Annotated in this window: 23 protein-coding genes and 1 tRNA gene; 9 read left to right on the top strand and 15 right to left on the bottom strand. The window is 64.4% G+C overall.

All coding sequences use genetic code 11. The annotated features are described in order from the left end of the window. Positions 1-76: 76 nt before the first annotated feature. From BCAL_RS10820 to BCAL_RS10790, 6 genes are all read right to left on the bottom strand, one after another. A complete protein-coding gene (locus tag BCAL_RS10820; protein ID WP_043167795.1) occupies positions 77-445 on the bottom strand; it encodes a hypothetical protein in 369 nt (122 codons plus the stop codon). Beyond that, complete coding sequence (locus tag BCAL_RS10815; RefSeq protein WP_043167796.1) at positions 442-753, bottom strand: hypothetical protein; 312 nt, start codon at positions 751-753, stop codon at positions 442-444. The genes BCAL_RS10820 and BCAL_RS10815 overlap by 4 nt, the downstream gene beginning before the upstream one ends. Beyond that, positions 750-1112 (bottom strand): hypothetical protein, encoded by a 363-nt coding sequence (locus BCAL_RS10810; RefSeq protein ID WP_043167798.1) that lies wholly within the window; start codon positions 1110-1112, stop codon positions 750-752. Before BCAL_RS10810 ends, BCAL_RS10815 begins: the two co-directional genes overlap by 4 nt. Positions 1113-1583: 471 nt before the next feature. Continuing rightward, positions 1584-2828, bottom strand: a complete 1245-nt coding sequence (locus BCAL_RS10800; protein ID WP_152600446.1) for a hypothetical protein — start codon at positions 2826-2828, stop codon at positions 1584-1586. A gap of 193 nt (positions 2829-3021) precedes the next feature. Further along, on the bottom strand, positions 3022-3243 hold the full coding sequence (locus tag BCAL_RS10795; protein ID WP_043167805.1) for a hypothetical protein: 222 nt from the start codon (positions 3241-3243) through the stop codon (positions 3022-3024). A gap of 198 nt (positions 3244-3441) precedes the next feature. Then, positions 3442-3654, bottom strand: coding sequence for a helix-turn-helix transcriptional regulator (locus BCAL_RS10790; RefSeq protein ID WP_043167807.1), 213 nt, complete (start codon positions 3652-3654; stop codon positions 3442-3444). 172 nt (positions 3655-3826) lie between these two features. On the opposite strand from BCAL_RS10790, the gene BCAL_RS12410 reads away from it, so the two are divergent. Together BCAL_RS12410 and BCAL_RS10780 are read left to right on the top strand one after the other, a co-directional pair. Further along, a complete protein-coding gene (locus tag BCAL_RS12410) occupies positions 3827-4387 on the top strand; it encodes a helix-turn-helix domain-containing protein (RefSeq protein ID WP_152600447.1) in 561 nt (186 codons plus the stop codon). A gap of 6 nt (positions 4388-4393) precedes the next feature. Further along, positions 4394-5539, top strand: coding sequence for a site-specific integrase (locus BCAL_RS10780; protein WP_043167810.1), 1146 nt, complete (start codon positions 4394-4396; stop codon positions 5537-5539). Positions 5540-5625: 86 nt separating this feature from the next. On the opposite strand, the gene BCAL_RS10775 is transcribed toward BCAL_RS10780, so the two are convergent. Then, positions 5626-5699, bottom strand: a tRNA-Val gene (locus tag BCAL_RS10775). A gap of 266 nt (positions 5700-5965) precedes the next feature. Between BCAL_RS10775 and BCAL_RS10770 the strand changes: the two genes are divergently transcribed. The 6 genes from BCAL_RS10770 to BCAL_RS10745 all read left to right on the top strand — a co-directional run bounded on the left by BCAL_RS10770 (position 5966) and on the right by BCAL_RS10745 (position 13492). Beyond that, on the top strand, positions 5966-7705 hold the full coding sequence (locus BCAL_RS10770) for a DivIVA domain-containing protein (RefSeq protein ID WP_043165151.1): 1740 nt from the start codon (positions 5966-5968) through the stop codon (positions 7703-7705). Beyond that, complete coding sequence (dxr, locus tag BCAL_RS10765) at positions 7705-8886, top strand: 1-deoxy-D-xylulose-5-phosphate reductoisomerase (RefSeq protein ID WP_043165263.1); 1182 nt, start codon at positions 7705-7707, stop codon at positions 8884-8886. The genes BCAL_RS10770 and dxr overlap by 1 nt, the downstream gene beginning before the upstream one ends. Then, entirely contained in the window at positions 8886-10121 is a 1236-nt protein-coding gene (ispG, locus tag BCAL_RS10760; protein WP_043165153.1) for a flavodoxin-dependent (E)-4-hydroxy-3-methylbut-2-enyl-diphosphate synthase, read from the top strand. Before dxr ends, ispG begins: the two co-directional genes overlap by 1 nt. Positions 10122-10199: 78 nt before the next feature. Then, positions 10200-11930, top strand: coding sequence for an alpha/beta hydrolase family protein (locus tag BCAL_RS10755; protein ID WP_043165265.1), 1731 nt, complete (start codon positions 10200-10202; stop codon positions 11928-11930). Between the two features lie 15 nt (positions 11931-11945). After that, positions 11946-12695 (top strand): DNA repair protein RecO, encoded by a 750-nt coding sequence (gene recO, locus BCAL_RS10750; protein WP_043165155.1) that lies wholly within the window; start codon positions 11946-11948, stop codon positions 12693-12695. Between the two features lie 5 nt (positions 12696-12700). After that, a complete protein-coding gene (locus BCAL_RS10745; protein ID WP_043165158.1) occupies positions 12701-13492 on the top strand; it encodes an isoprenyl transferase in 792 nt (263 codons plus the stop codon). Between the two features lie 189 nt (positions 13493-13681). Here the strand turns inward: BCAL_RS10745 and BCAL_RS10740 are convergent, their stop codons facing one another. The 8 genes from BCAL_RS10740 to BCAL_RS10705 form a co-directional block, all read right to left on the bottom strand. Further along, positions 13682-14938, bottom strand: a complete 1257-nt coding sequence (locus BCAL_RS10740) for a nucleoside hydrolase (protein ID WP_043165267.1) — start codon at positions 14936-14938, stop codon at positions 13682-13684. Positions 14939-14955: 17 nt separating this feature from the next. Further along, positions 14956-16026, bottom strand: a complete 1071-nt coding sequence (locus BCAL_RS10735) for an ABC transporter substrate-binding protein (protein ID WP_043165159.1) — start codon at positions 16024-16026, stop codon at positions 14956-14958. A gap of 215 nt (positions 16027-16241) precedes the next feature. Beyond that, entirely contained in the window at positions 16242-17024 is a 783-nt protein-coding gene (locus BCAL_RS10730) for an ABC transporter permease (protein WP_043165161.1), read from the bottom strand. A gap of 160 nt (positions 17025-17184) precedes the next feature. After that, a complete protein-coding gene (locus BCAL_RS10725; protein WP_043165163.1) occupies positions 17185-18762 on the bottom strand; it encodes a glycoside hydrolase family 32 protein in 1578 nt (525 codons plus the stop codon). Positions 18763-18888: 126 nt separating this feature from the next. After that, entirely contained in the window at positions 18889-20235 is a 1347-nt protein-coding gene (locus tag BCAL_RS10720; RefSeq protein WP_043165165.1) for an MFS transporter, read from the bottom strand. A gap of 298 nt (positions 20236-20533) precedes the next feature. Then, entirely contained in the window at positions 20534-21613 is a 1080-nt protein-coding gene (locus tag BCAL_RS10715) for a LacI family DNA-binding transcriptional regulator (RefSeq protein ID WP_043165167.1), read from the bottom strand. Between the two features lie 119 nt (positions 21614-21732). Then, a complete protein-coding gene (locus BCAL_RS10710) occupies positions 21733-21990 on the bottom strand; it encodes a Txe/YoeB family addiction module toxin (RefSeq protein ID WP_043165169.1) in 258 nt (85 codons plus the stop codon). A gap of 2 nt (positions 21991-21992) precedes the next feature. Beyond that, positions 21993-22271 (bottom strand): type II toxin-antitoxin system Phd/YefM family antitoxin, encoded by a 279-nt coding sequence (locus BCAL_RS10705; protein WP_043165171.1) that lies wholly within the window; start codon positions 22269-22271, stop codon positions 21993-21995. A 154-nt stretch (positions 22272-22425) separates the two neighbouring features. Here BCAL_RS10705 and BCAL_RS10700 point away from each other — a divergent pair, with 154 nt between their 5' ends. Then, a complete protein-coding gene (locus tag BCAL_RS10700) occupies positions 22426-22791 on the top strand; it encodes a phage holin family protein (protein ID WP_043165173.1) in 366 nt (121 codons plus the stop codon). Positions 22792-22866: the final 75 nt, after the last annotated feature.

The raw sequence follows: 22866 nt of genomic DNA, 5'->3' as shown, positions 1-22866 counted from the left end.
TTTTCGGGGCGTGGCCTGTGGTCCATGCGTTGTTCGATTCGTTGCATCCTTCGCCGGTACCGGACGGGCACGCGGGTCAGCATGTACGTATCCTCCTTACGAGGTCGTCTTGGTGTTCCCGGGTCCAAGCGACGACGACGGCGAGGTCGTCGAGCCATGCCCGGAGTCGGTCGGTCCGGTCGGCGAGCCGTTCCAGCCCGTCCGGGGTGAGGTCGCGCGTCTCCACGACGCTGCCGGGACTGAGCGAGTTGGACACCGTGCCGTCCGCGAACACGTCGATATCGAAACCAAGGTTGAAGTCGTCGTTATCGCTGGAGAACACGATGAGACCATCATCATTCGGGTCGGGCATCGCATCGAACCTCCAGCCGGGCGCATGCGCGAGCCTCAGGGGGGGGGTGCTCCCGGTCGGTGTTTCCGTGAATATCCCGTCAATCCTGCTCATTGGCTCAATCCCGTCTTCTCGTCGAACCGCATGGCGTAATCCGCGACCAACCGTTCCGCGATGATGCGGATATCATCCGCGAACAGCATGCGGTTCTCACGCGTTTCCTCGGATGCCGTTGGATCGTTGTCGAGTTCGAGGTCGATCTGCTGCGCATGCTCGTACAGGACGGTACGCGCCTCGTTCAATGCCGCGATGCGGCGACGTCTCTCCTCGAGGCGGTCTTCCTGCTCGTCCAGCTTCGAGAGCATATCGGCGATAAGGGCCTTGGCGGTCTTGTTCTTGCTCTGTGTGTTGTGTTCCGTCATAATGGCTTCCTTTCCGTTGTCGGGTCAGCTTCTGTGATTGGTCTTCCTTCGCCTCGCCTGCGGCGAGTCCCCTCGTCGCGTTCCCATTGCGGGGACGTGCGCATGATCACGGGGTCGATGTCCTGTGCCAGCCGGACGAGCGACGCGGCCTGTACCGACGCGGCGAGCGGGTCGGCGGGCACGCGGAACGTGAACGTTTCCGTTCCGGCCGTGATCGCGTGAGCGGCGGCGCGCAACATGGAACCGGCGAGCTTGCGCGCGTCGCGTCGCGGCTGGGTCACGTCGCCCACGAACATGGCCTTGACTTCGCTGGTGTCCAGCCTGTAGGCGTCCATTGCGGCGCGTGTGGTCGGGTTCATGGTCTGTTCTCCATTCCTGTGAATGTGGGTTGGGTCCAGCCGTCCGGCCGGTCCGGCTCATCGGGTTCCTCGAGGGTGATGTCAGCGAGCATGAGGGCGGCTTCGCACAATGGGCACGACACCCAAGGGCCGGACTGTTTGGCTTCGCGTACCGCCCTGTGGTCGGTACGTAGTTTCATGCCGCATAGGGTGACGGCCGTCGTGTGGTCGCTGAGGGTTCTTGTGTAATGCACTATCGCCGGTTTCATGGTTGCTGTCACCTCTGATTTCAGTGAGCGTCGCTAAAAAGTGTCCTCAAGTGTCCACACGTTGCAATCATTGGGTTTCCGCCGTCCACATGCACTGTCCACACGTGTCCGCAAGTGTCCACACGTCATGGATTGATGTGGACACTTGAGGACAGTTGTGGACAGTGGGCGTGGACAGTGGAAAACCAAGCGAGAGAACGTGTGGACGGTGTGGACACGTTTTTCACTCGTCTTTCATGGAAAGTGAATAGAGTTTTCCGCCTTCAGGCCCTTCCGTCCACTCAATAACGCCTTCCGCTTTGAGTGAATCGAGTGCGGGGAGAAACTGACGTCGTTGCGTGCTGTTCAATAAACCACGTAGTTCTCGCTCAGGCATGCCCACACGGTGGGGGTCGCGTTCGGTCAGCACCTTCACGATTCGCACCCTCGCCTTCTCGGCAATCCTGATGTCGTTGCGTTCGCGGGCTTCGTCCTTCAATGCCATGTCCTCGGCTTCGCGGTCGGTGATCGAGTCGCGGGCGGACGCTAGGTATCGTTCGCGTATCCGGTTGGATTCCTCTACGATTGCCTTCGCGATGCTCCAGTCGTCGGCGGTGACTTTGAGGTCGGATGCGCGCATGGACGCGACCACAGCGGCGACGTGGGCGGTGAGCAGCATGACGTGCGAGTCGCGCTTGGCCCTTGTGCCACGGTTGCGTCTGACGGAATCCTCGAAGGCGTCCCTGTAGGCGATCTTGGGGTATTTGAGCGTGGTCAGCTCGATGGTGTCGGGTCCGGGCGTGTGGGTCGCCATGTAGGTGGTCCAGTCGCCAGCCTCATACAGGTCGGCTAGCGCGTTCAATGTGACATGCTCATAGTTGACGTGCCATGTGAACTCGCCTTTCGGCAACGGGGTGCGATGATCATAGTCGGTGTCACAATCGGGGTCCAGCACGTCCGCCCATAGAAACCGTTGGGGAAATCCCTTGCCTTCGTTCTCCACGAACACGTCCGCGCTGTCCGGCTGGGCGTTCACGGTGAGGCAGAGTCGATAGGCGAAGTCGGGTATCTCGAGCCGGTTGTCAACCGATTTGTTGAACGCGCCGAAACGGTAGCCCATGAACTGTGTGAGCATGGTCGCTATGAGCGTGCTCGAGCTGATCTTGGCCGCGCCTGACAATTGGCTGACCTCGCTTACGGACAGCAGGGCGCGCGGGTTGATACAGGTCTGGTGCGACAGTCCGGTTTTCTTGCCGTTCTCGTCCAGTTCGGGGATGCGTGCGGCGAACATGGCGGCGAGTCCTTCGCCGGATACCGGCACGTGTACGCCAGCTCCTAGGATGTCGGGCACGATGGCGGCGGCGGTCCGGTCGGTGGTGTCCTTACCCGAGCCGCTTCCGCCAACCAGCGCGGCGTACACGTTGATTCCGGCCTGATTGCCGTTGCCGATACCCAGCGAGGGTATGAGCAGGTTCAGGGGGATGCGCATGGCCTCACGTACGATCACGGATATTACGAGCGCGAACGGGTTGAGGTTGTAGTGCTTCGCGTACTGCCATACCCATGTGAGCCACTGGCGCATCGTGTAGAGTCCTGTGGGCGTCTGTCGGGGTTCCATTACCTCTTCGATCTGTTCGGCCGTCCTGTGGACGGCGGGGCGTTGTTTCAACGCGGTTGCCATTTCAGTCCTTCTTCCAGTTCAACGGTTCAAAGGGTTTGCCGGATTGATCGCGGGGTGTGCCGTCGCCCACATACCACGAATCGTCTAGTCGGGGCGGGCGCGTGGCCCTGACCATGTGCCGGTTCCATGCAATCCAGTCCCGAATCGCCTTCATTTCCTCGTCCGTGTACGCCAAAGGCAGTAGAATCGGATAGGGCGATTGCGGATGAATCGGTCTCGCCATTTCGCCTTCCTTTCTCCAACCCCCGCTCAAAGCTCTTCCGCTGTGCGGGGGTACTTCTTGTTTCCATGTGGTTTGCGGTCAGGCAGACGGCGAGTGCGACGAAGCCGATCAACAGGGACATGTGTAGGGCGTACGTGGCGAAACCCACGATGAACGGCACCGACAACAGCACTGTCAGCCATAGGGCGTCAACGTGTCTCATTTCGTACCGCCCATAATCCAGTCGTCAAGGTCGGACTTCCTGTACAGGACTCGGCGCGAGGTCGGCTTGTAGAATTTGGGTCCGTTTTTGGTCCAGCGAAGCGTCGAGAGCGTGCCGGTGGTGGTGTGCGCGTACTCGGCGGCTTCGCGCGGGGTCATCCACACGTCATCGCTGGTGATCGCGATGGCGGGGGTAGCTGTCTGAGTCATCCCTGTGCATCTCCTATCCCTGTGTTCCACGGTTTCACGTGAAACAATGTCAATCATTGTTGATTTTTGACGATGACTATAGAACTACTGCAATCGTCAGTGATTGTCAACAATTTGGTGTCAGCGTGTCGTAATGTTGCTCATTGCTGATAAATGTCAATAGACTTAAGCCATGCCAAGAGCCACGAACCCAATAGACGAAACTGGTAAGCAAGTAGCCGCGAACATAAAGAGGTTGCGCGGCAGTATGCAATACAAGGACTTAGCCGAGAAGTTGGCGGAAGTCGGCCGACCGCTTACGCCGGTTGCTATCCGCGATGCCGAGAACGGGAAACGCAAGGTGGATGTAGACGACCTAATGGCCCTCGCCATCGTGTTCGAGGTCAGTCCGCTCACTCTTCTGTTGCCTGAAAGCGGCTCGAGGGACATCACCACGCGGATAACCGGATACCCGGATGAGATGGGGTCGAACGTCGCATGGCTATGGGCTAGGGGCGATGAACCGCTTGAGCTTCCACAGGACCCCGCACTATCCGACCATTCCGGCAATGATCGGGCGATAGCGTTGTTCCGGCTTCACGCGCGCCCCGAGATACAGGCGAGAAACATGACGGCAGGGGTGACGATGTGGCTGCCTGACGACGCAGAGGCGGCAACTCAAGCCGAGAAGGCAGCTCTAGTTGAGTCGGCCCGCCGATCAGACGCCCAACTCATACGCGGCTCGAGGGGGTAGTCTTCCGTGGCGAGCTATGAGAAATACACGCTGAGGACAGGCGAGACGCGGTGGCGCGTCACCTACCGCAAGCCTGACGGCTCACAGACCACGAAACGCGGGTTCAGACGGAAACGCGACGCCGAAACGTGGGCGGCGGAACACGTCGTGATCGCCTCGGCCACGAACACGTTCATAGACCCTTCGGCGGGAAACCTGACAGTGGGAGAACTCTACGAACGGTGGTTCGACGTAATGAGGCCGCTGTGGAAACCGACCTATCGTCACGGCGTTGCCGTCGCGTGGGCCACCCATTGCCGCGACGTGTGGGCGCGGCGCAAGATTGCATCGATCACGTGCGGCGAGCTACAGGCGTGGGTCAGCGGGATAGCCGCGAGGCGAAGCGCTTCCACCACGTCGCGCGCGTTCGGCGTCATGAATGGCGTGCTTGGATACGCGGTCAAGGAAAAGCGTCTACCATCGAATCCCTGTGATGATGTCCGGCTTCCAGCGCGCCCCAAGCGCAAGGAACGGCGCGTGTACCTGACGATGGGTCAGCTACTCGACTTCGCGGATGAATGCGGCAGGGGTGAGGAACTCGGCGCGGACCGACGCGCGCTCATACTCACCTTGGGATTGTGCGGGTTGAGATGGGGCGAGGCGGCGGCGCTTCGCGTCCGCGACGTCGATCTGAAGCGGCGGCGGCTCCACATAGTGTCCAGCACGTCGAAAGTGGATGGCGAGATAATCGACGGCACGCCCAAGAACGGCAGGGGGCGGGATGTAGTCATGCCCCGCGTGGTCCTCGAGGCGGTCGGTCCGATAGTCGTACGGCGGCGCGAGACGGACGGCGACGACGCGAGGGTATTCGTGGACAGGTCGGGCGCGCCCTTGCGCCCACAATCCGCGAGTTCCCTGAAGCGCAATCGGACGTGGTGGCCGTCCGCGCTTCGCCGGCTCGGATGGCCGGCCAAACAATGGCCGTCTCCACACGACCTTCGTCATACGGCGGCGTCCTTGGCGGTGCATGCTGGCGCGAACGTCAAGGCGCTCCAGCGGATGCTTGGTCATTCCTCGGCGGCGATGACCTTGGACGTGTACGCCGACCTGTTCGACAGCGACCTTGACGACGTGGCGGATGCGCTCGACAGGGTGGCGGGGGATGCCACGTGACTTTTCGTTGTCACGATGTTGTCACAGCGCCATCCTACGGGACGGATAAGGCCCGGAATCGTTGGGATTCCGGGCCTTATCCTATGTGGGCGATACAGGACTCGAACCTGTGACATCCACCGTGTAAAGGTGGCGCTCTAACCAACTGAGCTAATCGCCCGTAGACATTTAACCATAGCGCAACCCGGGCACAAGCCGCAAGCCTGATGGGGGCGGATGGAGCCGGATGGGGGAAGCAACGCGAAAAAACGCCGGTAGTGGAGGAAACGCCCCTATTGGCAGCCTTCGCCGGCGGGAAAACGGCGGCCCGGTGGTGAAAACGCCGTGTTATTTCCCTGTTGATCGACGCCGAATGCGCTCATGCGTCTCAACAGTCACGTAATGTGGCACACAGTATCGTATGTTCCTTGAGGAGGTTTGAAGCCCATGGCGCAGCAATCCGAAGCCGGAATCCCCAGGGCGGGCAAGCGCAAGTGGGGATACGACCCCGATCAGGTGGACGAGTTTCTGGATAAGGCGCACAAGCTGTACGAGAGCGACGACGCGCAGCTGACCCAGCAGGACATTCAGAACGTGTCCTTCGAATTGAAGAGGGGCGGATACGTCATCGCGCAGGTCGATGCGGCGCTCGCCAGGCTGGAGCGCGCGGTGGTCGACAAGCAGACCACATGGGAGATCTCCAAGCAGGGTCGCGTGGCGTGGAAGGCGCGCACCGAGGAGCTGTACCGCGAGATCGCCGGCCATGCCGACCGAGGGGAGGGCGAGCGGTTCGCGCCAGGGCGGGGAAAGTCCCCCTCCTACGATCGCAAACAGGTCGATCGCCTGATCGACCGGATCGTCGACAAATGCGCCGCCGAACTCGGCGTGGACGGTGCCGAGGACGATCCCAAGCTCGACGTCATCACCCCCGATTACGTGGCGGACTCCGTGTTCACCCAGCGCAAGGGCAGGAAGGGCTATGACGAACGTCAGGTCGACTACTTCCTCAACTCCTGCGTGGAGCTGCTGAGCCGCATCGAATCCTTCGACCGCATCTCCGACTACATCACCGCCGACGGCGACGCCGACGGTTCCGCCGCCTCGATCGGCTCCCAGCCGCGCCCCCGCGCGGTGCCGATGGAGGCAGAGGCGTCCATCGCATCCGCCGCGCAACCCGTCGCATCCGCTGCGAACGCCGCATCCTCCGCCGCGCAGTCGGCCACCGCGATCGCCGGCGGACAGGTCGCGCCCCTGTTCTCCGCCGACGCCCGACGCCGTTCGACCGACGGTGACGACGACACCCCGCACGGCTACGCGCCGTCCGTCAAGGCTGACGAGGCGGCAAGCTTCAACGCGCTGAGCCAGGCCGAGCAGAGTCTGTTCTCGGCATCGGCCGGAAGCGCGGCATCGGCGTCGACACCGTCCGTGCCGCCAGTCGAACCGGTCGCGTCGGTCGCATCGACTCCGGTGGCGCCGCTCTTCCCGGCCGCCTCGGCCGCGCCCGCGACCTCCGCCGCAGCCCCGACCGCATCGACTGCCTCGGCCGTCTCGGTCGCCCCGACTGCTCCGATCGTCTCTCCCGTCGTCCCGGTCGCTGCGGCACCCGTGACGCCTTCGTCGGCGTCGGCGCCGGCGTCGTCGTACACCACGCCGACGGCTCCGATCGAGATGCCGCCGTCGTTCGCGACGCCGCCGTCCCCGTCCTTCGCCCCGTCCGCGTCGCCGAAACCGGCATCCCCGGCTCCCGCACAGTCGGACGACAAGTACACGACCTCCTCGCTGGATGCGCTTGCGCAGATGGCCGAGGCCTCCCAGGAATTTCCGAAGGTGAACGGCACCTCCCCGTTCGAGCCGCATATGCCGAGCCTCGACGTGCCCAACACCTTCACCTCGATGCCGGCGGTCACGCCGTCCGCCCCGGCCTCGGCGCCGTCCGCGCCCGTCGTGTCCTCCGCCACGGCATCACCCACCCCATCATCCACCTCACCGTCGGTCTCCACGTCCGCCGCGATCCCGTCCTTCGCGCCCGCCGCGAAGCCGGAACGCGGCTCCACGCAACCCCCGCAGCCGCCCTTCTCGCTGCTGTCGGCCAACAACCACGATCTCGGCATCCCCGACCTCTCGTTCCCGTCCATCAACGGAAACATGTCGGATGAGATACAGGACACGACAAAGAAGGAACAGTGATCCACAGCAACACCGTCGTCGTACTCGGGTCCACCGGTTCGATCGGTACCCAGGCTCTTGACGTCATCTCCCGTCATCCCGAACGATTCACCATCGTCGGCCTTGCGGCCGGCGGTTCGCACATCGATCTGCTCGCCCGCCAGGCGGCTCGCTTCCGTGTGCCGCAGGTCGTCATCAACGACACGTCCAAGGTCAAGGAGCTGCGTGAGGCCCTCGACCGTGCCGGCGCCCCCTACACGCAGGTGCAGGCCGGCCACGACGCCGTCGTCGCGATGGCCGGCTTCGGCGCCTCGGTCGTCCTCAACGGCATCACCGGCTCGATCGGCCTCGAACCGTCGATCGCCGCACTGAAGGCCGGATCGCAGCTGGCTCTGGCCAACAAGGAGTCCGTCGTCGCCGGCGGACACCTCCTGTTCGGCGCTCGCGTGCGCGAGGATCAGATCAATCCGGTCGACTCCGAGCACTCCGCGATCTGGCAGTCGCTGCGCTCCGGCACGCACGCCGAGGTCGCCCGCCTCATCGTCACCGCCTCCGGCGGCCCGTTCCGCGGCATGAAGCGCGAGCAGATGACCGACATCACCCCCGAGCAGGCGCTGCACCACCCCACGTGGAACATGGGTCCGGTCGTCACCATCAACTCGTCCACCCTGATGAACAAGGGCCTCGAGGTCATCGAGGCGTCGCGCCTGTTCAACGTGCCGCCGGATCGCATCGACGTGACGGTCCATCCGCAGTCCATCGTGCATTCGATGGTCGAGTTCGTCGACGGTGCCACCATCGCGCAGGCGTCGCCGCCGGACATGCGCCTGCCCATCGCGCTGGGCCTGTCCGCGCCGGATCGCATGACGAACGTGGCCGCCGCATGCGATTGGACCAAGGCGGCCTCGTGGACGTTCGAGCCGCTCGACGACGAGGCGTTCCCCGCCGTCTCGCTCGCGCGCCACTGCCTGACGGCGTCGGAGAAGCACACCGCGGTCCTCAACGCCGCCAACGAGCAGGCCGTGCATGCCTTCCTCGATCATCGTCTCCCGTATCTCGGCATCGTCGACACGGTCAAGGCCGTGCTCGACCAGATGGACGCCGAACTGCGAGGCGACCCGCTGTTCCGTGACGTGGAGGAAATGGAACAGCTCGAGCGCGAGGCCCGCCGCCTGGCAGACGACCTGATAGACAAGCAGTGATGAATACGTTGAACACGTTGAATACCGATCCCGTTTCCAAGCCGTTCCGCAAGACCGGCGACCCGGTCGCGCTCACGAGCGAGTCGCCGCTGCACCCGCGTCGCAAGTCGCGCCGCATCATGGTCGGCCCGGTGCCGGTCGGCGGAGGGGCGCCGATCTCCGTCCAGTCGATGACGAACACGCTCACCGCGGACGTGCCGGCCACGCTCCAGCAGATCGCCGAGCTGACCGCCGCCGGCTGCGACATCGTGCGCGTGGCCGTGCCCAGCCAGGACGACGCCGACGCGCTGCCCGAGATCTGCAGGAAGTCGCCGATCCCGGTCATCGCGGACATCCACTTCCAGTCGAAGTACGTCTTCCAGGCGATCGACGCCGGATGCGCGGCCGTGCGCGTCAACCCGGGCAACATCCGCAAGTTCGAGTCTGTAGGCCCCGACATCTGCAAGGCGGCGACCGACGCGGGCATCTCCCTGCGCATCGGCGTCAACGCCGGATCCCTCGACAAGGAGCTGTACGCCAAGTACGGCGGCCCCACGCCCGAGGCGCTCGTCGCCTCCGCGCTGAAGGAGGCCCACATGTTCGAGGACGTCGGCTTCCACGACTTCAAGATCTCCGTCAAGCACCATGACGTGATCACCATGGTCCAGACCTACCGTCTGCTCGCCTCGAAGGGCGATTGGCCGCTGCATCTGGGCGTCACCGAGGCCGGACCGCAATGGCAGGGCACGATCAAGTCGTGCCTCGCGTTCGGCGCGCTGCTGGCCGAGGGTATCGGCGACACGATCCGCGTCTCCCTGTCCGCGCCTCCGGTCGAGGAGGTCAAGGTCGGCTGCAAGCTGCTCGAATATATGGGCCTGAGGCCCCGCAAGTTCGACATCATCTCCTGCCCGAGCTGCGGACGCGCGCAGGTGGACGTCATCCAGCTCGCCTCCGCCGTGACCGAGGGCCTCAAAAACGTGACCGCGCCGATCCGCGTGGCCGTCATGGGCTGCATCGTCAACGGCCCCGGCGAGGCGCGCGAGGCCGATCTCGGCGTCGCCTCCGGCAACGGCAAGGGCCAGATCTTCATCAAGGGCAAGGTCATCAAGACCGTGCCCGAGGATCAGATCGTCGACACGCTGCTCGAGATCGCCAACGACATGGCCGCGCAGATGGAGGCCGAAGGCAAGGTGCCGGACGGCTCCACCGGCCTGGTCGTCGTGCCCATCCAGCACCCCAACCGCCGTAACGGCTGAGGACGCGCCTTGACCGATCCCGCCCCGTGGTCCTTCTGGCGTCGGCTGACGGTCAGCCTGCCCATCTTCATCATCCTGATGGGCCTGCTCGTCTCCGTCTCCAACCTCACCACCGTCCCGTGGAACAACGATCCCACCGGACAGACCATCGCCACGCTCACCGACGACACGGCCGTCACGTTCGACACGGATGCGGATGGCGATGCGAACGATGACGCGGGCGGCGCGGCCGGGCGCACGCTCGACCGCGCGGGCACGTACGAGGTCGAGGAGCGAGCCATCGAACTGACCATGCGCCGCGACGGCACGCAGGTCGGCGGACCGCGCGGCGTCGCCGTCGACCCGGACGCGGACGACACCTGGAAGGTGCAGGGGTCGGGCGCGGACGAGACGCAGACCATCACCGTGCTGATACGCGAGCCGGTCGAGGCCTCGGGCAAACCGGTCAGGCGTCCGGGCGTGGTCTTCATGCACGGCGCCGGATTCGGCACCGCATACAATTCGTTCGGCGACATGGCCACCACGCTCGCCTCCGCCGGATTCGTCACCGCCGTCATCGACAAGCCCGTCTGGTCCACCTCCGACGTCACCCGCGACTATCCGGCGTCCGCGCGCGTCTACGACGCCGCCATCAACCTGCTGCGCGGCTTCGAGAACGTGGACGCCGACAAGGTCGGCATCTACGCGACCAGCGAATCGACGTGGATCAGCCAGTACCTGCTCGCCGACGATCCGGACATCGCCTTCCAGGTGCTGTTGAGCCCCATGGTGTTCACGCCCCGCCGATCGCTCGGCTTCTTCATCTCCCAGGACTTCGCGCTCGTCGGCGCCAACGACGGCTACCAGTCGATCGTCCGGCGCGTGTTCAACGCCGACACCGCCCTGTTCGGCCTGACCAACTTCGACCTCGACCTGCCCGAATCGCACGCCTACGCGATACCGACGCTCGTCGCCTACGGGTCGAAGGACGTGATGACCGCACAGGTCGAAGGTGTCAAACACATCCTCCTCGAAGCGCACCGGGCCGGCAACTGGGACGTCACCGTCCGCAGCTACCCGGTGGCCAACCACGTGCTGCGCGTCGGCGACGAGGCGGAGACCGGCACGAAGTTCGCCGACCAGTACGTCGACGACGTCACCTCATGGGCGCTGGGCACCGTCGCGGGACTCACGCAGACCAGCGAGCGCGTCGCCGGCGATGTGATCTACCAGTCGATCGCCGTGCCCGACGATCTGACGCCCAGACGGTCGCTGACCGTCTACGGCGCGATCCTGCACGCGGGAATGCTGGTGCTGCTCGTCGCCACGGCGCTCGCATGGCTTGCGGCGCTGTGGCGGCACGCGGCGTTCAGACTGCACCGCGCCAACCGTGGCGTACGCTATCCGGGGCTGGGATTCCGGCACGGATTCGGCAACGCCCTCATCACCCTCGCCGTCACCACGATGGCCACGCTGCTGCTGTTCGCCTCCGGTCTGGGGCAGGTCATCATGGGCGTGGTCAGGCTCGCATGGGGCGCCGCGCCGGCCGAGGAGCCCGGGGTCATGTGGTGGAGCTGGCCGGTCATTCAGATCGTGTGCACGCTCGTCGTCTGGGCGTGGTCGCGCGTGTTCGCCCGGCTCATCGAAGTGGCCACCGAACGCGGCATCCTCGCCTGGCCGCCGCGGGCTGGATCGATCCGCGGCGTGGTCAGCGGCACCGAACCGGTGCTCGCCACCACGCGCTTCGGCCGCGTGCTGTTCTGGCTCACCGCCGTCACGATGCTCCACGTGCTGTTCTTCTTCGCCTTCTGGGGCCTGTTCGTCTACTGAGGGGATTAATCGTCCATGCCGTTGTACAGGGATGAAGGGGTGGTGCTGCGCACCGCGAAGCTGGGGGAGGCCGACCGCATCATCACCCTGCTGACCAGAGGCCACGGCAAGGTGCGTGCCGTGGCCAAAGGCGTGCGACGCACCAAATCGCGCTTCGGCGCGCGACTCGAACCGTTCATGCGCGCCGATCTGCTCATCGCGCAGGGACACTCGCTCGACGTCGTCTCGCAGGCCGAATCGATCGCCGCCTACGCCGGTCCGATCAGCGCCGACTACGACGCGTACACCGCCGCGAACGTCATCGTCGAAACGGTCGACAAGCTCGTGAGCACCGAGGAGGAGCGCGTCGCCGGACAATACCGGCTGCTCGTCGGGGCGTTGAACGCACTCGCCAGGCATGCGCACGCGCCATCGCACATCTCCTCGTCCTACGTGATGCGCGCGCTCGCGCTCGCCGGTTGGGAGCCGCGCCTCAGGACCTGCGTGGTGTGCGGGGAGAGGCCTGCGATGGATGATCGATCGAACGGCTTCGCCTTCGGCATGTACCTGTCGATGCCGGCCGGCGGTCTCATGTGCGGCAAGGACCACACGCCCGAATCGCACCGGCTCTCGCCGCTCGCGCTCACGCAGCTGCGCGCGCTCGTCGACGGCGACTGGGCCACGCTCGACGGCACCGAGCTCGCGCAGGAAACCGAACGCGAAGTGGAGGAATGGGCCGAGTACTATCTCGAACGCCCCCTACGTTCCATGCGACTGCTAGATTGACAGTCATGGCTTTCGAAAACGTCGACTACACTTCGCTGGACATTCCCGCGGCACCATTCTCCGACCCTTCGCGCATCCCCGATTTTCCCAAGGACAAGGTGCCTCGCCACGTGGGCGTCATCATGGACGGCAACGGACGCTGGGCCAAGCAGCGCGGCATGATCCGCACCAATGGCCATCAGGCCGCCGAACCGGTCGTCTTCGATACGATCGCCGGCGCGATCGAGGCCGGCGTGCGCTATCTGAGCCTGTACACGTTCTCGACCGAGAACTGGAAGCGCAGCCCGCAGGAGGTGCGCTTCCTCATGGGCTTCTCACGTGAGATCATCCACCGCCGCGTCGCGCAGATGGACGACTGGGGCGTGCGCGTGCGCTGGTCCGGACGCCGTCCGAAGCTGTGGAAGTCGGTCATCGACGAGCTTGAGGTCGCGATGGAGCGCACCAAGCACAACAAGGTCATCGACGTGGTGTTCTGCATCAACTACGGCGGCCGCGCGGAGATCGCCGACGCCTGCGCCGCGATCGCGCGCGAGGTGCGCGACGGGCGCATCTCCGGCGACCGCGTCACCGAGAAGATGATCGCCGACCACCTCTACAACCCGGACATCCCGGACTGCGATCTCGTGATCCGCACCTCCGGCGAGCAGCGCACGTCGAACTTCCTGCCGTGGGAGGCCGCCTACGCCGAGCTCGACTTCGTGCCCGAACTGTTCCCCGACTGCGGCCGCGAGGTCCTGTGGCGTTCGATCGACCACTACATCCACCGCGACCGCCGTTTCGGCGGCGTCAAGAAGTAGGACGCGAGGCCTGGCGGCGAGCTGACTGGGGGAGAAACCGCGTTTCCTAGGCACATTTTGTGTTTCCTAGGCAGGTCCGTCCGCATTGAATTGGAAGCCACGTTTCGGAATGTCTTGATTTCCTTAAGTTTTGGAGTCGGTTCCGTATCCGGTTTCCGACGACACCTGCCTAGGAAATGCAAAAAGTGCCTAGGAAACGCCGACGGAACGGCATAGGGATGCCAGACGGTCGGTGAATTCCTCGAGGAACCGCTGCGCATCGACCTGAAGGGCCACGTGGACGCGCGGGGCGTCCGGGATGACGAGGCCCGCGGGGTCTCCCGTGGTGCGCCCGCGCACGCCATGGAAGTCGCCGGTCGCGGTCTCGGCCTTTAAGGCGATGTCGAAGCAGCCGACAAGCGTCGGGTCGAGGGCGACCGCGGCCGCCAATGGATCATGCAGCGGCATGCCTCCGGCGAAGATCGCCGGATCGGCCTCGAGATTCGCCGCGATGGAGAACTCGGCGAGACCGTCGAGGAAACGACCGCGGACTTCCGCCGCCGTCTCTCCGATGGCCCGCCACCGTGCGGCGGCTTCTCTGGACAGCAGGCACTGGTGCGTCACGTCGAGGCCGATCATCGTCACGTCCGCACCCGAATGGAACACGCGGTCCGCGGCCTCGGGATCCTGGATGACGTTCGTCTCGGCGACCGCATCCCAGCAGTTGCCCGGCTGGGTGAGCGTACCGCCCATCATCACGAGTCGCAGCTTCGATGCGATGTCCGGCGCCTTGGCAAGGGCCGCATCCACGTCGGTCAGTGGTCCGGTGGCGAGCACGGTGACGTCGTGCCCGTATGCGCGCACCTGTTCGATGAGGAAGTCGATGCCGCAGGGGACGTCCTGCTCCGACGAGAGTCGTGCCGCCGGCTCGGTGGCGATATCGGTGGTGGTCCCGGTGACGGTTCCGATACCGGTCTCGTGCGGTGGGGCGGCCGGCACGGCCGGATTCGCATGCGGGTCGTCCAGTGGATACCCGCCTACCGAGACGATGCCGTACGGCTGCGAATGCGTGGGCCATGCGGATTGTGCGGTCTGCGGATGCGAGCCGCGTGCTGGGCCATGCGCCGTGACGACATGTGCGGCGGTGTCGGTGCGGACCGCGGTCCGCCCGCTCAATCCGCCCAGTCCGTCCGTACCGTGGAACTTGGCGCACCCGGCGTCGGGAATGAACGAGTCGGCCCACGAGGGGTGCGTCGAGCCGTGGAACACGGGCACGTCGTCGGCATGGCCGAACAGGTCGAGCACGTGTCGCGTGTTCGCGAACGCGGTCGGCTCGTCCACGTTGCCGTATGAGGCGATTACGCCGGCGAGCTCGCAGGCGGGGGAAGCGAGCAGATATGCGAGCGCCAGCGCATCATCGACGCCGGTATCGACGCTGGCGATGATGCGCTGGCGCTCACTGGTCAACAGGCTGCCTGTCAAAGTCACTTGCCAAGGAACTCGTTGGTGGCGAAGTCCTTGGTGTTCGGCGCCTCATGGATCACCTTGTCGTGGCTGTCCGTGTAGGCGTCCTCCTCGGCGAGGAAATCGAAGTACTTCTGCGGTTCGACGAAGTCGTTGGTGCCGAGCACGAACGAGCCGTCCTTGATCTTGGCCGGGTCTCCCCAGTACTGGCCGTCGACGATGGTCTGCATGCTCTTCTTGACGAAGTCGACCTTGAGGTTGGCCTCCGGAGCCTCGTCGACGAGGATCTGCGCGGCGTCGTCCGGGTGCGAGTAGGCGTACTCGTAGCCCTTCTGCGTGGCCTGCGTGAACTTCTTGACCAGATCCGGGTTCTCCTTGATGGTCTTGTCGCTGGTGATCACGCCGATGGCGTCGGCGTTGCCGGGAACGCCGTAGTCGGGCTCGGTGAAGCAGTTGAGCTTAGGGCCGTACATTTCGGCCTGCACGCCCTCCCAGGTGGCGTAGAAGCCGCCGAAGTCGGCCTTGCCGGACTGGAGCGTCTGGAACGTGGAGGTGCCGACGGTGACCTTGTCGAACTCGCCCTTGCCGCCGTCGGTCTGGATCATGCGGCGCACCACGGCGTCGGACTCGTTGGAGCCGAACGTGGCGAAGGTCTTGCCGTCGAGGTCCTTCGGGGACTTGATGGCGGTGTTGGAGGCGAGCGCGCACCAGATGGCGCTCGGCTTCTGCTGGACCTGCAGCACCTGCTTGAGGTGCGCGCCCTTGATGTTGTACATGCCCACGTTGGTGAGGTTGGACAGCGCGAAGTCGGCGTTGCCGTTGTTCACGGCCTGCTCGGCGCCGGCCTGCGCCACGGCCACGATGTCGACGTCGAGGCCCTGATCCTTGAACCAGCCCTTGTTCTTGGCGACGTAGACGCCGATGTGGTTGGTGTCGGGAGCCCAAGACAGCATGAACGTGACCTTCTTGAGGTCGCCGTTCGAAGCGGAGGAGGAAGAGGTGTCGTTGCTCTGGCCGCACGCCGCAAGACCGATGGTCATGGCGAGGGCGCCCACGAGGGCGATGGCCTTGTTCACAAGGCTGTGCTTCATGATGAATCCCTAGTTCGTTGTTCTCTCGATCGTTCTCTGGGTGACGCTTCGGGCGGATGATCGGCAGAGAACGATATGGAGGGCCTGACGATCCGCCCGACCGACGCCCCGGCGTCTCCCGGTCGAAGCGCTAGAAAAGGGGAGAGGCCGTTTGCCACACGTCGGACAAGCGCCCCCCATTATAGGGGACAGGCACTACCTCTCCTGCCGGCCCCTCACTGATCCGCATCCGGATCCGTGTCCTCGCCCACCGGGCCGAGCAGCACGCGCTCGCTGATGTTCACGGCGATGAGCAGCAGACACGTCATCGCGATGATCGTGAACGTGGCGGAGAAGATCAGCGGCGTGCGGAACGAGTTGTACGCGGCCTGCAGCCAGATGCCGAGACCCTTGCGCGCGCCCAGATACTCGGCCGTCGAGGCGGTGGCGAAGATGTAGGCGGCGGTCACGCGAATGCCTCCGTAGATCTGGCGGGCGGCGACGCGCAGCTTGACATGCCACAGCGTCCACACGCGCGTGGCGCCGCAGGTCAATGCCACGTCCTCGTAGAACTGCGGCACCGCCTCCAGTCCGCGCACGGTCTGCACGGCGACGGGGAACAGGCCGAACACGGCCGTGATGACGATCTTGCCCTCGGTCTCGAATCCGAACCAGATGAGGAACAGCGGGGCGATGGAGATGAGCGGCATCGTCTGCGCGGCGGCGAGCAGCGGATAGAACGCCGCGTTGAACACGCGCGAACAGTACAGGCCGATGCCGATGAGAATGCCGAGCAGCACGGCGAACAGGAAGCCGGTCACACCCTCGTAGGTGGTCACGGCGGCAGCCGGTCCGAGCGTGGGCCACACCTCGATGGTGGCCTGCGCGATCTCGCTCGGCGCGGGGATCATCGTCGAGGGCACGTGTCCGATGCGCACCCACGCCTCCCAGATGGAGAACAGTGCGATGACGGCGATGATGGTGGGGATGCGGCGTCTGACGCGCGCGACGATGGACATGTGAGGTTCACCTTGCCTTCCGTGGCGCCGGCCTGTCCGACGCCTGATGCCGGGGCGTGGAGCAGTAAGGTGAGGAGCCTGCGCGCCAGCCGGACATGACTAACCGCGTCACAGTATAGCGACGCGGTTAGTCCGGCAAGGGGATGGTTTTGGGAGAGGCTTACTCCAGTCCGATGGACTTCAGGTGGTGGAGCTTGAGCGAGTCGACCTTGAGCGAGCCGGATTCGGCGGCGAGCCTGATTGCGCGCGGGCCCTCGGAGGCGTACGAGTAGGAGCTCAGCACCTGACGGCCGCCGTTGACGTACACCTCGACCGAGCCGCGGTCGACGAACACGCGCAGCTCGAGCCTGCCGGAGGCGAGCTCGGCCTCGGTCAGCGGGGCGACGCGGTAGCCGCGGTCGCCGTTCCTCATCGCACCACGGTCCACGACGACCGCACCCAGCTGGTCGTCGTACGCGACCGACGTGTATGCGCCGTCCTCGGTGGCGTGGACGCGCAGGCCAGCGCGCTCGGCGGTGGAGGCGTCGAGGTCGATCGTCATCTCGATCTCGACCGCCTCGGCGTCGTCGGCGATCGTGCGCTCGCCGTCCGTGTCGAGGGTGATCGCGCCGTGGTCGAACGTGTCGGCGCGCAGGCCCTCCATCTCAGCGACCGGCGCGGTGACGACGTCTCCGTCACGCAGGGTGATCTCGCGCGGCAGGGTCAGCTGGCCGCACCAGCCGTCCTCCTCCATCGGGATCGGCTGGACGAACGGGCTCATCCAGCCGTAGACGATCTGACGGCCCTCGCCGCCGTGCTCCGGGCCGTCCACGTGGAACGACTGCGGCGCGTAGTAGTTGTGGCCGCAGTCCCACAGGCGGAACTCGGTCTCGGGTTTGAACGCCTCGCCCGGCTCCCAAGTGCCGATCATGTAGCCGGCGTTGTTGACGTTGCGGTTCATGAAGCCCTTCGGCTTCGAGCCCATCGCGGAGAAGCCGATGACCCACTTGGTGACGCCATGCTCGTCACGAATCGGGAAGAAGTCGGGGCACTCGAGCATGAACACGTCCGGGTCCGGGTGCTCGAACAGCACGCGCTCGTAGGTCCAGCGCACCATGTCGTCGGAGGAGAACAGCCACATCTGGCCGCGGTGCTCGGCGGAGGAGACGCCGAAGGTCATGTACCACTTGTCGCCGGTCTTCCACACCTTCGGATCGCGGTAGTGGTGGTCGACCTTGTCGGTCGGGCAGTCGATGATCATGCCCTGCTTGGTGGCGGAGGTGAGCTCGTCGTTGTCCGGGGTGGCGAGCATCTGCACCTGCCAGTCGCCGCCGGTGTTGTCGTGGCCGTTGGCCCAGCGGTGGCCGGTGTAATAGAACTTGAGATCGCCGTTGTCGTCGATCACGGCGGAGCCGGAGAACACGCCGTCCTTCTCCTGCTCGAGCGAGGGAGCGAACATGATCGGCTCGCGCTTCCAGTTGACCATGTCGGTGGAGGAGACGTGACCCCAGTGCATCGGGCCCCACTGGGTGCCGTATGGGTGCAGCTGATAGAAGACGTGCCAGCGGCCCTTGTAGTAGGTCAGGCCGTTCGGGTCGTTGATCCATCCGCCGTTCGAGGCGATGTGGAACTTCGGGTACCAGCGGTCGTTGCGCTTGGCGGCGAGCGCGGCGACGCCCTCCTCGGCGCGGACGAGTTCGGCGGCGTGGTCGCGGATCGGGGTGAGCACGGGGGAGTCGGGGGTGAAGTCGGTGGTCATGATGCACTTCCTTGTGAGTATGGGTGTGGTTGCGGGTGTGGTTGCGGTTCGGTGCGGATGTGGGATTGCGCCCGACCGGACGGGGAAGGGGGAACCGTCACGATCGGACGCAAGTGTGGTGTGCGATCAGGCCTTGGCCGCTTCCATGGCCTTGAGCTGGCGATCGGTGTAGAACGGGTCGCCGCCGACCTCCTGATCGTCCTTCTTGATGATGAAGAAGCCGTAGATCAGGGCGAGCAGGACGATGCCGGAGATCACCCAGAAGGTCACGCGGGAGCCCATGTCGTTGGCCGGCATGAGGGCGGCCATGTAGTCGTGGAAGGCGCCCATCGGGGTGGAGAAGATGACCTGGCCGATCTGCGAGGCGATCTGGAAGCCGACCATGTAGAGCGTAGCGGACAGCTTGGTGTCGAAGTGCAGGGTGAAGTAGCGGAACGCCGGCAGGCAGAACAGCGGCACCTCGATGGAGTGGAACAGCTTGACGATGGAGACGGTGATCGGGTCGTGGAACACGCCGCACAGGCCGATGCGGGCGAACATGACGAACGCGCCGAGCAGCAGGGCGTTGCGCACGCCGATCTTCTTCATGATGATCGGCACGACGCCCATCATCGCGGACTCGAGGAAGACCTGGAAGCTGTTGAGCACGCCGTAGGTGCTGTTGCCCATCTCGGTGGTCGGGAACAGGCCGGCGTAGTAGTTCGGGAACATCTGCTGGTCGAACACGACGTAGAAGGTGTTGGTAAACAGCATGAAGACGACGAGGATCCACAGGGTCGGCATCTTGAGGACGCCGAGCATCTCCTTGAAGGACGGGTTGGTCGGGGCGGCGTTCGGATCGGCCTCCTTCTTGAGCTCCTCACGCTGCTCGGACGGGATCCAGAACGCGTAGATGAGCAGCATGCCGAGGCCGCAGGCGGAGCCGACCCAGAAGTTGATCAGCGGGTTGATGTTGAACAGGAAGCCGGCGCACAGGGCGACGATCGCGTAGCCGAAGGAGCCCCAGGCGCGGGACTGGCCGTACTCGAAGCCGAACTTGCGCGAGTATCGTTCGGTGACCGCCTCGAACAGGGAGCAGCCGGACATGAAGCCCGCGGACAGGACGATCGAGCCGATCAGAACGCCCAGGAAGCGCGTGGTGCCGCCGGCGGTGAGCATCGGCATGTAGATGAACTGGACGAACGGTCCGACGAGCGCGGCGATGATCGAGATGAAGACGACCAGCTTGCGCTTGATGCCGAGCTGGTCCTGGATCACGCCGTAGACGAACATGATGATCAGCGTGGCCAGCGAGTTGATCGAGTAGATCTGGCCCTGCTCGGCGGAGGTCATGCCGAGGCCGTGCGTCGGGTCGGTCAGCCACCTCGAGAAGAAGGACCACCAGATGCCCCAGGAGCAGAAGAACATGAAGATGCCGAAGGAGCTCTGCAGATAGGAAGGGTTCCTCCATGCGGACTTGGATGTGCTTGCCATGTGTATTCCCTTGTCTCTCCCATCCGCTGCCGTGCGGATGGACCTTTTGTATGGCGTTTGTCGTATCGGTGCCGGATGCCGGCTGGGGTTCCTCCCGCGGCTGCCACGCCGTGTGGGGAATCGTGTTGACGGTTATCAATATAACGCATCAAACGATTTACGTCAAACGTTCTATGTAAACCGGTTCGACAACAGACGAGTCAACGCGTCAAACGATTGATATAACGCCGTTTTTGTCGACCGTCCCAAAACGAGAGCCCGCAACACTCCGGCGTGTCGCGGGCTCGGAAGAACAAAGTCAGCCCCTTCTGACCGACTCCTTTTCGATCAGGGTGCAGTGGATCTTCGCCGGCGCGGGTGCGTCGAGCGGCGGGATCGGCGCGGTCGTCCTCGGCCACTCGCTCTCGTCGAGATCGCGTCCTTCGATCAGCGAGATCAGCTTCGCCGCGGCCCAGTATCCCATCTCGAAGTGCGGCAGCTCGATCGTCGTCAGCTGCGGGGAGAGGGTCTCGGCGAACACGCGGTGGTTGTCGACGCCCACGACGGATAGGTCGCGCCCCACCGTCATCCCGCGCCGCGCCGCGCACTCGTACACGTACCAGGCGCGTGCGTCGTTGAAGCAGAAGAAGCCGTCCGGCCGCTCCCAGTCGAACAGGTCGGATACGGCCGCGAGTGCCGGACCGTTGTTGAGCACGTTGACGACGAGCCGGTCGTCGGGCTTGTGGCCGACGTCCTCAAGCGCGGCGCGATAGCCGGCGAGACGCCCGTGCTGGGCGATCATGTCCTCGCTGCAGCCGACGTACGCGATGCGCTCGCATCCGGCGTCGATGAGCCGGCGGGTCGCGTCGTAGCCGATGCGGAACTCGTCCGGTTCGACGCTGGGGACCGGAGCTGAACCGGTGCCATCGGCGAGGCTGTCTCCATCGTTGCGATCGGTGGCGTCGACGAGCACGACTGGCAGGTCGGCGAGCGCCTGCGGCACGTCGGTGATGCGGTTCGACATCTTCGCGTAGAGGAACCCGTCGGCGCCGTAGCGTTTCAGGGCGGCGATCTCGTCGTCCTCGTCCATGCCGCCGTCGGTGCTGACGGTGATGAGCATGTAACCGTACTGGCTGGCGGCGGACTGCGCGCCGAGGATCATGCCGCCGGCGTATGGGGTGGTGGCGACCTCCTCGCTGATGAAGCCGAGGATGTGCGTGCGGTTCGTTCTCAGGTAGCTTGCCATCGGGTTGACCCTGTAGCCGAGGCGTTCGGCCACCGCGCGCACGTGCGAGGCGATCGCCGGCTTGACGCGCCCCTCGTCGCGGTGATTCATCACCAGCGACACCGTCGAAACCGAAACCCCCGTCTCCTGCGCGATCTGCTTCATCGTAACCATACGTCAAACGATACACCGTATGTCTGGCGTGCTCCCGAACTGACTCGCTATACGTACATTCGTACGCATCGGGATGGTGGCATTTCCGGCCGGTCCTGAGTGCGCTTTGCCGCCGATGGCTATTGGTAGTGGTCGCGCGCGGACAGGATGCAGAGCCTGTCGCCGCTGACCGTGTATATGATGCGATTCGCCGAATCGATGCGACGGGACCATGCGCCGGATAGCTCCCATTTGAGTGGCTCCGGCTTGCCGATGCCCTCGAACGGGGTGCGCATGGCATCCCGGATCAGGGTGTTGATGCGTTTCAGGGTTTTCCTGTCCTGCGACTGCCAGTACAGATAGTCGTTCCACGCGTCTTCGGTCCAGCACAGCAGCATGGTCACCGATCGTCCTCCGGGGCGGGGTCGATCAGATCGTGCTGTGCGACGTATCCATCGCGCACCTGCGCCAGACCGCGTGCGACCTTGTCGAGCAGATAGGGGTTGTGGTATACGCGCAACGTCTCCATCAGCGAATCGTAGTCGGCGGCGCTCATGACGACCACGTTGTCCTCCGGATTGGTGTTGGTGACCAGCAGCATGTCCGCGTCTTCGTTGACCTTGCGCATATAGGATTTGAGGTCGTTGCGGAAGGCGCTGTATGTGACGGCTTGTACCATGGCTCCTCCTTGGTTGTTGTACAAGATATTGTACAACAACCAAGGAGGAATCTTCTCGCGCATGGTCATCGCACGACGGGGCGGGTGATGGGTCTTGTGTAACAAGATGGCGTTCGGCCGCAGACCGCCAGTGGGACGCGGATAGCATGGGGCTATGAGACAGTTTCTGACGCAATGGCTGATACTGACCGTGGCCGCCGCCGTGATGGTGGTGCTGCTGCCCGGCATGACGACGGTGGGGGAGCCGCCGATCCTCGGCATCGCCGTGTTCTCCCTGTTCATGGCGCTGATCAATGCATCCGTCAAGCCGGTGATGCAGCTGGTCTCCCTGCCGATCACGATCCTCACGTTCGGCGTGTTCTATCTGGTGGTCAACTGGCTGTGCATGCGATTGGCGTCGTGGTTCGCGCTGAGCCTGTTCGGCGTCGGCGTCTACGTGCACGGCTTCCTGTGGGCGACGATCGGCTCGATCATCATGGCCATCGTCTCCGGCATCGTCGGCGCGATCATCGGCGACTGATATGAATTTCAGACATATGAAAAGCCCCGCGGCTTTGAACCGCGGGGCTTTTCGTCTATTCGTCAGCTGATGTCG

The organism is Bifidobacterium callitrichos DSM 23973 (genome assembly GCF_000741175.1).
Classification (GTDB): Bacteria; Actinomycetota; Actinomycetes; order Actinomycetales; family Bifidobacteriaceae; genus Bifidobacterium; species Bifidobacterium callitrichos.
This window is presented reverse-complemented; position numbering and strand designations above follow the sequence as displayed.